The organism is Clostridium sp. 'White wine YQ', assembly GCF_028728205.1.
Taxonomy (GTDB): domain Bacteria; phylum Bacillota; class Clostridia; order Clostridiales; family Clostridiaceae; genus Clostridium_T.
Map to the genome: position 1 here is coordinate 197,040 of NZ_JAQYUU010000001.1, position 13,138 is coordinate 210,177.

Genomic DNA, 13,138 nt, shown 5'->3' on the forward strand with positions numbered 1-13,138 from the left:
TTATAAAAGTTTCCTTGTGGTAAAAATTAAAGAGGGTTATTATTGTGGAATATTATGTTAAAATATTTATATGCAATTACAGTTATAGGAGAATTAATATGAACTATAGTTATATTACAAAAATTAAAAACAACTTAAATAAAGTAATATTAGGTAAGGAAAAGGAAATAAATGATTTGTTAAAAGGAGTTATATCTGGAGGACATATACTTATTGAAGATTTGCCTGGACTAGGTAAAACTACCTTAGTTAAGGCTTTAGCTAAGAGTTTGGACTTGGATTTTTCAAGAATACAATGTACTCCAGATTCATTACCAAGTGATATATTAGGTGTATCTATTTATAATCAACATACTGGTGAGTTTGAATTTAGAAAGGGACCAATATTCTCAAACATATTATTAGCAGATGAATTAAATAGAACTTCTCCTAAAACACAAAGTGCACTTTTAGAAGCAATGGAAGAAAAACAAATAACTGAATGGAGAAATAGCTATAAATTAGAATCCCCATTTATTGTTATTGCAACACAAAATCCATTAGAGTATATAAGTACATCAATACTTCCTCAAGCTCAATTGGACAGATTTTCAATAAGAATTTCCTTAGGGTATCCTACAGAAGAAAGTGAGGAGGAGATTCTTAAAATGCAAAATAATCTAAAGCCACTAGATGAAGCCCAAAAAGTAATTAATAAAAGCGAATTCTTTGAAATAATTAAAGAAGTTGATTCTATAAGCATTCACGAAGAAATCATAAAATATATAGTAGCAATAGCTAATAAGACGAGGGAGGATGATAGGCTTTTACTAGGAGTTAGTACAAGAGCAGCATTAACATTGCAAAAAATTGCAAAAGCAAGTGCTTATCTAAATGAAAGAGAATTCGTTATACCAGAAGATATTAAAGAAAATATCTTTTTGGTTTTTAATCATAGGGTTATACCTAGCTATAGTGGAAAAAATAAAGAAGAGTATATTAATGAGATAATGAAAGATATATTAAATAGCGTTGCTATACCAAAGGTAATTTAACATGGTTAAGGTTGATTTAAAGTATTTATTATTAATAATAATTAGTGCCTTTTTAGTGTATATAGAGGGTGGAATTGTTTTTTCAAGTATATTGTATATGCTTCTAATAGCTCTTTTCTTTTCTATAATATATATTGCAGTTATGTATAAGGTTATGGATATATCTATAGAGTTAGATAAACTTGAAGTAACTACTGAAGAGAATATTAAAGCTACAACAGAGATAAAATCAAAAATTCCATTATATTTACCAATTGTAAAAATAGAAAATGAAGAAATGAGTTATATTGTGAAAAGCTATCAGGGTCATGTCTTTTCTTTCTGGAGAGAATTAAAATTGCAAGAGGAAATCGTCCCATATATTAGAGGAATTTATGATTTTGGCAGATTAAATATCACACTTATAGATCCATTAGGAATAATAAAAATGAAGTTTAAAACACACCATAAATCCATATTAAAAGTTTATGTTAAAAGGGATACAAACCTTGAAGTAAAGAAAAGTCATCATAAAATTCCAGAGATAAATAAGAATGAAGGAAATAATTTTAATAGTATGGATGAATTAAAAGAATTAAGGGAATATAGGCAAGGAGATAGTTTGAAAAGGGTACATTGGAGATTGCTTTGTAAAAGGCAGGAACTTTATGTGAAAGAGTATGAATGTAATCAAGGAAAATCAGAAATATTAATATTAGATATGAACAAAAAAATTATGGACATTGACCCTACTGGTAGAAAAGAAGAGGAATTGATTGAATTTGCTTTTAATTATATATTAAAAAAAGTCAGAGAAGGATATTCAATTAATTTATTTATAAATAATAAGAGCAGTAAAAATTTATTTATATATGACTATTTGGGAATGAAATTATTAGAAGAATACTTTCTAACTAATTTTAGTTTTGGAGATGTGGACATAAATGATTATTTGCTAAATGCAGACATAAATTCTTCTGTTACAACTCCTATTATTGTAGTACCTTTTTATGAAGATATAGATATAAGTAGAATTGAAAAAAAGTATTATATCGAAGAATGTTTATTCTACACATTTTCTAAATATAACAAAGATAATATTATTAATATTTAATATTTTACGAGGTAATTCTTTTTATGAAATGGATAAGACATCATAGATTAAATTTATTCCTGATAACCTTGAATGTAGTATATATTTTATTTTTACTAAAAAAGGCTTATAGGGTCGAAAATATAGATTATGGAAATATAGTAGGAACAATAGTCATATCAATTCTGTTAACATGGACTATATTGGGAGAAGAAGTATCGGATAAGATAACAATTCCTATGAGTATAGCTATATTTGGATGCTTGTTTTTTATTTTCTTTATCTCTAGAGGTGCGAACAATTCTATTGAAATTATAAACAGTAATTTATCCAGTGGAAAATCTACTGATTTTAAAGAATATAGGTATTTTATAATAACTATTGTCCCATTTATATATATGTGGGGAGCATATTTATCTAAAATAGGATCATTAGGAATACTTACATATTTAGATATATCCATAGTAACTATTTTATGGTTCTTAGGTTATAAAGAAGAGATAATTTATACAATGCCATTTTTACTAGCAACAATATTATTAACATTTGGCGCAAATAATTTGAAGCACTTTCTTATAAAGGAAAGTTTGGATTTTGAAGAGTGTAAAATCACTAAGTGGAAGTTAGTCTTATTTTCAATAGGGTTAACTGCTATTTTAATAGGAATATCAACTAAACTCCCATACAGAAAAGCTGGTGCATACTCTACTAAGATTAAAGCTAATTTATCTATAAATAAAACAAAATATAATGATGTTTCTGATGAGAGTTTCATAGGGTATAATGAAGGGAGAGCAGGCTTTTCGCAGGCTCAAGATAAGTTAGGCGGAAAATTGAAGCTGAATGACAAAGAAGCTTTCAAAATTACTTTTTTACAGGGAGAGATAAATAAGCAATATTATTTTAGGGGAAACGTGAGAGATACTTATATAGGGGATAGATGGGTAAGTAATCATCAACAAATTGTTTCAGATGATGCGGAAACAAGTAGTGATAATTTAGTAAGTGAAATAAAAGGCTTAGGCGGAAAAGTCATAGAAGTAAAAATATCTCCTGATATTAAAAATGAAAGTTATTACGCTCCAAAGTATTCAACAGATATTCAAGAAGAAAATAACCAAAGAATATATAAAGATGTGTTTAGCAATATATTTTTTTCTAAAGATCTAATTAATACTCCTTATATTGTTAAATTTTTAGATGATGATTTTTTAGAACAATCTATTGTTGATAATAAATTATTAAAAATTGCAACCGACGGCAAGGTAAGCAGCGAAGTTCCAGATTTTTATTTACAAATACCTAATTCTGTTACACTAAGGACCTTTGATTTAGTGAGGGAAATTACTAAAGATAAAGTTAGTCCAAAAGATAAGGTTGAGGCAATAAAAAAGTATTTGGAGTCTAATTACAAGTATTCCTTGGATGTTTCAGAAATACCACAAGGACAAGATTTCTTAGATTATTTTCTTTTTACAGAAAAAAAAGGATATTGTGAGTATTTTGCAACGGCTATGACAATGATGTGTAGAATTTCAGGAGTACCTGCAAGGTATGTGGAAGGATTTAAACTTTCAGACAAAAGAGATAATGATGGAAACTACATAGTTACTAATATGGATGCACATGCTTGGTGTGAAGTAAACTATAAGTTAGATGAAGATAGCTCTAAAATAAAACAAGATAATATATGGCTGGAGGCAGATGCTTCTCCCACTGCGTATGAATTTAGTGAAAAAGATTCTATAAGTAATTTTGCTGCAAATAGTAGCAGTAATGTTAATGCTGCAGGAAAAGTGGAGAGAACCAAATCGCAAAAAAGTGAAGATAGTAATTCAGTTAATATAGCAAACAGTAATAAATTTAAAATAGAGAATGATAAGCTCTTTAAGATTGTTGGAATTCTTTTAATATTTATGATTGTTCTAAGGATTTTGCAAATAAAGAGAAAGTATAAATACCTTAGAAAAGAAACTTCAGCAAAAAAAATATTTTTATATTATGAAAAAGGCTTGAGTTCAATTGATATACTTAAAAAAAACTATGAAACATATGGAGAATTTATTGATAGAATAGAGGATGTAACTCTAAGTAATAATCTTAAAAAGTTAATTCAATTAGTTTATTTAGAACGTTATGGAAATGAAGTTAAGTTAGTAAATGGAGAAGAGTATGTAGATTATTTTGAGGATTATCTAAAGAAAAAAGATGGAAACATGATCTATTTAATAAAAAAATTCTTCTCATTAAGAAAGGGTTAATTAGATGAAATATAAACTTATATGCATAGATATGGATGGAACACTGCTAAACAGTAGAAAAAAGATAAGTAATGAAAATAAAGAATGTATAAAAAAAGCTAAAGAGAAAGGTGTTGTAGTAGCTATTTCAACCGGAAGAATATATAATAATGCTGCTTTTTATGCTGATTATATTGACTTAAAGGCACCTATTATAGCTGCGAATGGAGCTATAATAATAGATAAGGATGGAGGAGAAATATTTAAAGGAGTTATAGGATATGATACTTCACTAAAAATACTCGATATACTTAAAAAATATAAGCTTACGCCTCACTTTCATACTCGTAATGCAATATACAGTGGAAGTGCATTTCAAAAATTATTGGGATACGTATTTTCAGCTAGAGGAATTCCAGTAGACTATAAAATTTCTCTAAAAAGTATTGTTGGAATTAATAAGTGGAAAAAGTTACTTAATGAAAAGGAAGAAGAAATACTAAAATGTATAACATTTAGTTTAAGTTTAAGAAAAATAAATAGAGCTAAAGAGGAATTAAGAAAAATTCCTGAAATAGAAGTGACGAGCTCATATCCATTTAATATTGAAATTAATGCAGCAAAAGTTTCAAAAGGAAATGGAGTAAAAATTCTAAGTGAGCATTTAGGAATTAAAAGAGAAGAAGTTATATGCGTTGGGGATAATGAAAATGATATTTCCATGATTGAATATGCAGGTTTAGGAGTAGCAATGGGTAATGCATCAACTAGTATTAAAGAAAAAGCAGATTTTGTAACCACTAGTAATGATAATAGTGGCGTTGGCTATGCCATTAGAAAGTTTATTTTAGAGGAAAAAATATAAAATTGAATTTTGACTATAAGTTAGTTATAGTGTAATATTATTTCTAGTATTTTATTTAAAAATAGAAAGTTTTTAAAAGTTTATTATAACTATTGGTATGGATTTATCTAAATAATAGTGAAAGCATCATCAGTATAAATGGAGGGAAAAAGTTTGAATATTAATATAGTATTGTATCAGCCGGAGATTCCACAAAACACTGGAAATATTGCTAGGACCTGTGTTTTAACAAACTCAAAATTGCATTTGATAAAGCCGCTTGGGTTTTCAATAGACGAAAAAAGTGTAAGAAGGGCTGGATTAGATTATTGGAAAGATCTTGATTTAGAGATTCACGAAAGTTTTGATGCCTTTATGGAGAAATACGGAACATCAAGGATTTTCTTATCAACAACTCACGCTCAAGAATATTATGATGAAATAAAATTTCAAGAAGGAGATTTTATCATGTTTGGAAGAGAAACTTCTGGTGTGCCGGAAGAAGTACATAATAAAGTACGAGGAATGAGAATTCCAATGATAAATACATCCACTAGAAGTTTAAATTTATCAAACACTGTTGCAATTGTAGCATATGAAGCATTAAGACAACTGAATTTCCCAAGTATGAAGTAAAGGAGAGTTATTAATGGAAAAAATTAAAATAATAACGGATTCCACAGCGGATTTGTCTAAAGATATATTAGAAGAAAGAAAAATAGAGTCATTGCCTCTGCTTATTAATTTTGGGGAAGAAAGTTATTTAGATGGAGTAGAGATAGATACGGCGACTTTATTCCAAAGGGTAAAGGAAGGGACTATATTCCCAACAACAGCACAAGTAACGCCACAAAGATTTTATGATTGCTACAAGAAATATTTAAGTGAAGGATACAAGATTATATCTATTCACCTATCATCAAAAATGAGTGGAACTTATCAATCAGCCTGCATAGCAAAAGAGATGCTAGAAAGTGACGATATATATGTGATTGATTCGCAAAATGTTACCTCAGGGTTAGGATTATTAGTGCTTAAAGCAGCTAAACTTATAGAAGATGGATTAGAGATTGAAAAAATAGTTGATGAAATAGAAAAAATGAAATTAGTAATTAAAAGTTCATTAGCATTTGAATCATTAGAACATTTAGTAAAAGGCGGTAGATTGTCAAAAACAGCAGGTGTAATTGGAAGTGTTCTAGGAATACGTCTTATATTAGAAGTTAATAATGGAGAAATGGTAGTAAAGGAAAAGATTAGAGGAACTAAAAAAGTAATTAAAAAGATCATTGATGATTTAATAAGTGCTGAAATAGATACAGAGGAACCTTTATTATTATTAAATTCATCAGGGGATGAAATATATTATAAATTGAAAGAATACCTAGATGACAATAAAATTGAGTATATTAAAGCAGAAGTTGGGTGTACTGTAGGAATACATGCTGGACCTGGTGCAGCAGGAATTTTCTTTATACCTAAAAATAAATAGATATAATAATGTAAAAAACTTGGACAAGCCAAGTTTTTTTGCTTTTAGGAAGTATAGGGTTTTAAGTTCAACTAATAATTTATTTATGTAAGAATAAATTAAGTTTCCTATAAAAAACCCATTTGAATCCAAATAAACCTTTAAAAAGTCCTAGGTAAATAGTGGGAGCATATTTAAAGAATTATTTATAATGCCTATATTATAATACTTCATTATAATATGTATTTTTTTTGCAAGATTTACAGCTTGAATTACAATAAAAATAGTGGAAAAACTAATGTTAAAAGGAGGTAGAGATATGAAAAGAATTGCACTCTTTCTATTATTGTCAACAAACCTTTTGGGGTATAATGACATCTATATGGAACCTTTTAATAATAATAATCAAGTTAGTTTTCTAGCTAACAATGACATAATTATGGATCATGGACGTAATGAAGGTGCATATAATGGTCTAATAAAAGCTAGCAAAGAATTTGATATTAAGATAAATGTGAAAGAAAATAAACCAAATGAAATTGATTATAAAGAGCTAGAAAAATTATATAATGACAGTGTGTTAGTTATGACAATTGGACCAAATATGAAGAAGAGTTTAGATAGGGCATCTCTAGATTTAAGTGATAAGTATTTTACCTTGATTGATGGGAAAAGTGATAATCAAAATGTAAAGTCTATTGAATTTAAAGATGAGGAAGGGGCTTTTTTAGTAGGCTTGGTGGCAGGGAGATTGACTAAAACTAATAGCGTAGGCTTTATATCCCTTAACAATCAGGAAAAAGAAAATAAATATTTATCTGGTTTAGTAGCAGGACTTAAGATCTCGAATCCTATTGCAGCAGAGAAATTAATAAATGGACAAAATACACGCAGATGGCAAAAGGAACTAAGTATAGATGAAGCTTTCTATAATGCAACAGAATTATATAACAGAGGATGCGATATTATATTTGAAACCTTAGACAAGGAAGCAGAAGGCGTCTTTAAGGCCGCAAAGGATGAAAAGAAATATGTCATCGCAACGGGAGTGAACATGGGGAAAAAGTTTCCAGAGTACTCATCACAAATACTCGGAAGCTTAATAAGAAACATTGACAAAGTTACTTATGATGCATGCAAAGAATTGGCTACAGGTACCTTCAAAAGCGGGGTAAGTAATATGAAAACTTTGGGAATAAAGGACTTAGCAATTGATTTTGAATTTACTAATCCTAAAATAATACCTGCTAATATTAGAAATGAAGTAGAAGGCTATAGAAATAAAATAACGACTGAGTTAATTAAAATTCCTAATAGCATTAATGAAGCTCGAGAATTTAAAGGTTAAACTTAAACTATTGGAATAAAATATGAATACTTTATTGTTTTTTGAAGGGTTTAAAGTTACAATAATTAATAGACGTAAATAAGATTTTAAACTATAAAAGATAAAATGTAGTATAAGGGTGATGGCATGAATATGAATTTTAATATGACATTGACTCAAGAGCAAAAGCTTGTAATGACTCAGCAAATGCAATTATCCGTTAAGCTCTTACAAATGTCATCAAATGAATTATTAGAATATATAAATAAAGAATATGCAGAAAATCCTGTAATCGATGCTAATTATGAAAAGGATTTAGAAGAAGTAAAGATGCAGGATAAGTATGATTATAAAGAGATGATAAAGTATTTTGAGTTTGATAACTATGGAAATCAGAGTTTCGGAAGTTATGACCAAGATGAAGTATCTCCATTTACTTTTATTTCTACAGAAAAAACACTAAAGGATTTTTTGTTAGAACAAATTATGGAGTTATCAATTGATGAATTCCAAAGAACAATATGTAAGTATATAATTGAGAGTTTAGATGCAAGGGGATACTTAGATATATCACTTGAAGATATTTTGGAAGAACTAAATATTTCCCAAGAAGTTGGAGAGGAAGCATTGGAGCTTGTGCAAAGCTTAGAACCTACAGGTATTGGTGCTAGAAATCTAATAGAATGTCTAGAAATCCAGCTTACTAAGCGAGGGTATGGCAACGAAAAACTTTATACAATTGTTGAAGATCATTTAGAGGACATTGCCGAGAATAGATATGCTCAAATTGCGAAGGCACTAAATATAACTCCAAAAGAGGCACAAGAATATGGAGATATAATAAAGACATTAGAGCCTAAGCCTTCAAGAGGTTTTTATACTGGAGAAGAAGTAAAGTTTATTATTCCTGATGCAACTATAAGGAAAATTGATGGAGAATATTTTATCATAATGAATGAAGGCGTCTTACCTAAGCTATCCATTAACCCAATGTATAAAGAAATATTAAATGAATCAAAGGATAATTTAGCAAAAGATTATGTGAAACAAAAAATAAGCGGAGCAATGTTCTTAATTAAAAGTATTGAGCAAAGAAAAAGCACGTTATATAGAGTTTTAGAAAAGATATTAGAAAAACAAAAAGAGTATTTTGAAAAGGGAGAAAATTACCTTAAACCCATGACATTAAAAGAGATATCAGAAGCTCTTGATGTTCATGAATCAACTGTAAGCAGAGCTATTAGGGATAAATTTATATTGATAGATAGAGGAACTATAAAAATAAAAGATTTATTTACAACTGGAATTGCTGGAGATAATGGGGAAGAGGATATTAACACAATAAAAGTTAAGAATGAGATCAAGAAGCTCGTTGATTCTGAAAGTAAAGAAAAGCCTTTATCTGATCAGATTATTTGCAATGAGCTTAATAATAATGGGTTTAATATATCAAGAAGAACAGTTGCAAAATATAGAGAAGAAATGGGAATAAAGTCATCAAGCAAGAGAAAAAGATTTTAACATTAAGTTAAAATTAGGAAAAAACAAAGTAAATATAATAACTTTTTAGAAAAAATTTCACAAAATGTCTTTTAAAAATTACTAGAGTGTTTTATAATAATAGATGTGGGACGTAAAAGTTGCAAGTGGGACATTAGTGTACCAAAGGAGTGTTGACATTGCAGAATATTCTAAGATTGCTTAAAAATATTGTTCCTGAGTTAGTTGATGTCTTAGAAAAAAGATATAATATCTTGAGAACCATATATTATTATCAACCAATAGGAAGAAGAATTTTAGCAAATAAGCTAAACTTAAGCGAAAGAATAGTAAGAACAGAAGTGAATTTTCTAAAAGCTCAAAATTTAATTCAAATAAGCACTCCTGGAATGAGCGTTACCACCCAGGGAGAAAAGGTAGTTGAGGAATTAAAAGACTTCATTCATGAAATTAAAGGCTTGGCTGATGTAGAACAAAAGTTAAGTGAAATTCTTGGACTAAGAAAAGTAATAGTAGTACCTGGAGATATAGAAGCTGATCCTTCTATTATTAAAGAGTTAGGTAAAGCAGCAGCAAACTACGCAAGAGAGATTATAAAAAACAGAGATGTAGTTGCTATTACAGGAGGAAGCACCATTAAAGAGGTGGTAGAGAATTTCCCTAAGGTGTCGAATGTCCATGATGTATTGGTAGTTCCAGCTAGAGGTGGTATGGGTAAAAAAGTTGAAACCCAAGCTAGTACTTTAGCGGCAGAATTAGCTTATAAACTAAATGGAAGTTATAAGATGCTTCATGTACCAGATAACTTAAGTGGAAATGCTTTAGATACACTCTTAAAAGAAAGAGAAATAAAAGAAATTATTGATAGTATTCATAAGTCAAATGTACTTATATATGGAATAGGAATAGCAGAAGAAATGGCTGAAAAAAGAGGTCTTACTGAAGCTGAAAAGCAGAAAATACGAGAGTTAAAAGCAGTAGGAGAAGCTTTTGGATGTTATTTTAATAAAGAGGGAGAAGTAGTTTTTATTTCTAACTCAATTGGAATTACTTATGATGTTGCTAAAAAAATAGGAACTCATATTGCTGTGGCTGGTGGGAAAAATAAAGTTGAAGCAATCTTAGCTACAGAAAATACAAACGAATATGGAGTACTTGTAACTGATGAAGGTGCTGCCACAAACATAATAAAATATTTTGAAAGTAATGAATAAATATTACTTTCACTAAGCAAACTTAAATGTGTATATAAATATTTTTGAATATTTTATATAATTAAATATCTTTTTAGGAGGTTTTTTCAATGACAAAAGTAGCTATTAATGGATTTGGAAGAATAGGTAGATTAGCATTAAGAAAGATGATGGAACATTCAGAATTAGAGGTTGTTGCAATCAACGATTTAACTGATGCTAAAACATTAGCACACTTATTCAAATATGATTCAGCTCAAGGTAGATTCAATGGAGAAATAACAGTTAAGGAAGATGCTTTCGTTGTAAACGGAAAAGAAATCAAAATAACTGCTCAAAGAAATCCTGCTGATTTACCATGGAAAGAATTAGGAGTAGACATAGTATTAGAATGTACTGGATTCTTTACTTCTAAAGAAAAAGCTGAAGCTCATATCCAAGCTGGTGCAAAGAAAGTTGTTATATCAGCTCCTGCAACTGGAGATATGAAGACAGTTGTATTCAATGTTAACCATGATATATTAGATGGAACAGAAACAGTTATTTCTGGTGCTTCATGTACTACTAACTGCTTAGCTCCAATGGCTAAAGTTTTAAATGACAAATTTGAAATCAAATATGGTTCAATGACTACAATCCATGCATACACTAATGACCAAAATACATTAGATGGTCCTCACGCTAAAGGTGACTTAAGAAGAGCTAGAGCTGCTGCTGCAAGCATCATTCCTAACTCAACTGGAGCTGCTAAAGCTATAGGATTAGTTATTCCTGAATTAAAAGGAAAATTAGATGGAGGCGCTCAAAGAGTTCCAACTATAACTGGTTCATTAACTGAGTTAGTAGTTATTCTTGGAAAAACTACAACTGTTGAAGAAATAAATGCTGCTATGAAAGCTGCTGCTACTGAATCTTTCGGATACACTGAAGATGAAATAGTTTCTTCTGACGTAATCGGAATCAGCTACGGTTCATTATTTGATGCAACTCAAACTAAGATCATCCAAGTTGGAGATAACCAAATGGTTAAAGTTGCTTCATGGTATGATAACGAAATGTCATACACATCTCAATTAATCAGAACTTTATCTTACTTTGCTAAACTTGCAAAATAATTTAAGTAATAGATTAGATATTTAGAACGTAGACAATTATAAGAGGTCTGGTTTTGTAGTTAAAAGTCTATAAGGCCAGGCCTTTTTTAACAAATATTATATTATGAGGTGAAGATATGAGTTACAATAAAAAGACTGTTGAAGATATCCAAGTAAAAGGTAAAAGAGTGCTAGTAAGATGTGATTTTAACGTTCCACTAAAAGATGGAGTTATTACTGACATAAATAGATTAACAGGAGCACTTCCAACAATAAAATACTTAGTTGAAAATGGAGCTAAGGTTATACTTTGCTCACATTTAGGAAAAGATGCTTCAAAATCATTAGCACCAGTTGCTGTAAAGTTAACTGAAATGTTAGGAAAAGAAGTTGTTTTCGCAAGAGATGAAGAAGTTGTTGGAGAAAACGCTAAAAAAGCTGTTGCAGAAATGAAAGACGGCGATATCGTATTACTTGAAAACACAAGATGCAGAAAAGAAGAAACTAAAAATGTAGAAACATTCTCAAAAGAATTAGCTTCATTAGCTGATGTATTTGTAAATGATGCATTTGGAACAGCTCACAGAGCTCACTGTTCAACAGTTGGAGTAACTGAGTTTGTTGATACAGCTGTATGTGGATATTTAATTCAAAAAGAATTAAAGTTCTTAGGAGAAGCTGTTAATAACCCAGTAAGACCATTCGTTGCAATATTAGGTGGAGCTAAGGTTTCAGATAAAATAGCTGTTATAAATAACCTATTAGAAAAAGTAGATACTTTAATTATAGGTGGAGGAATGGCGTATACATTCTTAAAAGCTCAAGGATATGAAATCGGAACTTCTTTAGTTGAAGCTGATAGAGTTGAATACGCTAAAGAAATGATAGAAAAGGCTGCTGCAAAAGGAGTTAAATTCTTATTACCAGTAGACCACAGAGTTGCTACAGAATTCAAAGATGTTGAAGCTGTTGTTACTGAAGATCAAAATATTCCAGCAGGACATATGGGATTAGATATAGGACCAAAGACAGATGCTCTTTATGCTGATGCTATAAAAGATGCTAAGACAGTAATCTGGAATGGACCAATGGGAGTATTTGAATTTGAAAACTTCAACAAAGGAACAATTGCAGTTGCTAAAGCTATGGCAGATGCAGATGCAACAACAGTAATCGGAGGAGGAGACTCAGCTGCTGCTGTTAATATCTTAGGATTTGGTGATAAAATGACTCACATCTCTACAGGTGGTGGAGCTTCATTAGAATTCCTTGAAGGAAAAGAATTACCAGGAATAGTTGCTTTAAACGATAAATAATTTTAAATATTATGCATTAAAGGTTTTTAGCTTTATATAAATTATAT

11 protein-coding genes are annotated in these 13,138 nt (G+C 29.7%); all 11 read left to right on the plus strand.

What is annotated here, in order from left to right; genetic code table 11:
- Window positions 1-98: 98 nt before the first annotated feature.
- Window positions 99-1,034 carry an AAA family ATPase gene (locus PTZ02_RS00975; RefSeq protein ID WP_274225968.1) on the plus strand — a complete coding sequence of 312 codons (936 nt, stop codon included), beginning with the start codon at window positions 99-101 and terminating at the stop codon, window positions 1,032-1,034.
- A 1-nt stretch (window position 1,035) separates the two neighbouring features.
- Window positions 1,036-2,127, plus strand: a complete 1,092-nt coding sequence (locus PTZ02_RS00980) for a DUF58 domain-containing protein (protein ID WP_274225969.1) — start codon at window positions 1,036-1,038, stop codon at window positions 2,125-2,127.
- Between the two features lie 23 nt (window positions 2,128-2,150).
- Window positions 2,151-4,367 (plus strand): transglutaminase-like domain-containing protein, encoded by a 2,217-nt coding sequence (locus PTZ02_RS00985; RefSeq protein ID WP_274225970.1) that lies wholly within the window; start codon window positions 2,151-2,153, stop codon window positions 4,365-4,367.
- 4 nt (window positions 4,368-4,371) lie between these two features.
- Complete coding sequence (locus PTZ02_RS00990; protein WP_274225971.1) at window positions 4,372-5,211, plus strand: Cof-type HAD-IIB family hydrolase; 840 nt, start codon at window positions 4,372-4,374, stop codon at window positions 5,209-5,211.
- Between the two features lie 153 nt (window positions 5,212-5,364).
- Complete coding sequence (locus tag PTZ02_RS00995; RefSeq protein ID WP_274225972.1) at window positions 5,365-5,826, plus strand: tRNA (cytidine(34)-2'-O)-methyltransferase; 462 nt, start codon at window positions 5,365-5,367, stop codon at window positions 5,824-5,826.
- A 13-nt stretch (window positions 5,827-5,839) separates the two neighbouring features.
- On the plus strand, window positions 5,840-6,682 hold the full coding sequence (locus PTZ02_RS01000; protein ID WP_274225973.1) for a DegV family protein: 843 nt from the start codon (window positions 5,840-5,842) through the stop codon (window positions 6,680-6,682).
- A 298-nt stretch (window positions 6,683-6,980) separates the two neighbouring features.
- Window positions 6,981-8,009, plus strand: coding sequence for a BMP family lipoprotein (locus PTZ02_RS01005; protein WP_274225974.1), 1,029 nt, complete (start codon window positions 6,981-6,983; stop codon window positions 8,007-8,009).
- 132 nt (window positions 8,010-8,141) lie between these two features.
- Window positions 8,142-9,509: an RNA polymerase factor sigma-54 gene (rpoN, locus tag PTZ02_RS01010; RefSeq protein WP_274228046.1), complete on the plus strand. Its 1,368-nt coding sequence runs from the start codon at window positions 8,142-8,144 to the stop codon at window positions 9,507-9,509.
- A gap of 158 nt (window positions 9,510-9,667) precedes the next feature.
- Complete coding sequence (locus PTZ02_RS01015) at window positions 9,668-10,702, plus strand: sugar-binding transcriptional regulator (protein ID WP_274225975.1); 1,035 nt, start codon at window positions 9,668-9,670, stop codon at window positions 10,700-10,702.
- An 89-nt stretch (window positions 10,703-10,791) separates the two neighbouring features.
- Window positions 10,792-11,796 carry a type I glyceraldehyde-3-phosphate dehydrogenase gene (gene gap, locus PTZ02_RS01020; protein ID WP_202767891.1) on the plus strand — a complete coding sequence of 335 codons (1,005 nt, stop codon included), beginning with the start codon at window positions 10,792-10,794 and terminating at the stop codon, window positions 11,794-11,796.
- 116 nt (window positions 11,797-11,912) lie between these two features.
- Complete coding sequence (locus tag PTZ02_RS01025; RefSeq protein WP_274225976.1) at window positions 11,913-13,091, plus strand: phosphoglycerate kinase; 1,179 nt, start codon at window positions 11,913-11,915, stop codon at window positions 13,089-13,091.
- The last annotated feature ends 47 nt before the right edge of the window (window positions 13,092-13,138 follow it).

Excerpts from the sequence above, each read along its gene's own strand:
- PTZ02_RS00975 (WP_274225968.1), top strand. The coding sequence starts at position 99 with ATGAACTATAGTTATATTACAAAAATTAAAAACAACTTAAATAAAGTA.
- PTZ02_RS00980 (WP_274225969.1), top strand. The coding sequence starts at position 1,036 with ATGGTTAAGGTTGATTTAAAGTATTTATTATTAATAATAATTAGTGCC.
- PTZ02_RS00985 (WP_274225970.1), top strand. The coding sequence starts at position 2,151 with ATGAAATGGATAAGACATCATAGATTAAATTTATTCCTGATAACCTTG.
- PTZ02_RS00990 (WP_274225971.1), top strand. The coding sequence starts at position 4,372 with ATGAAATATAAACTTATATGCATAGATATGGATGGAACACTGCTAAAC.
- PTZ02_RS01000 (WP_274225973.1), top strand. The coding sequence starts at position 5,840 with ATGGAAAAAATTAAAATAATAACGGATTCCACAGCGGATTTGTCTAAA.
- PTZ02_RS01005 (WP_274225974.1), top strand. The coding sequence starts at position 6,981 with ATGAAAAGAATTGCACTCTTTCTATTATTGTCAACAAACCTTTTGGGG.
- rpoN (WP_274228046.1), top strand. The coding sequence starts at position 8,142 with ATGAATTTTAATATGACATTGACTCAAGAGCAAAAGCTTGTAATGACT.
- gap (WP_202767891.1), top strand. The coding sequence starts at position 10,792 with ATGACAAAAGTAGCTATTAATGGATTTGGAAGAATAGGTAGATTAGCA.
- PTZ02_RS01025 (WP_274225976.1), top strand. The coding sequence starts at position 11,913 with ATGAGTTACAATAAAAAGACTGTTGAAGATATCCAAGTAAAAGGTAAA.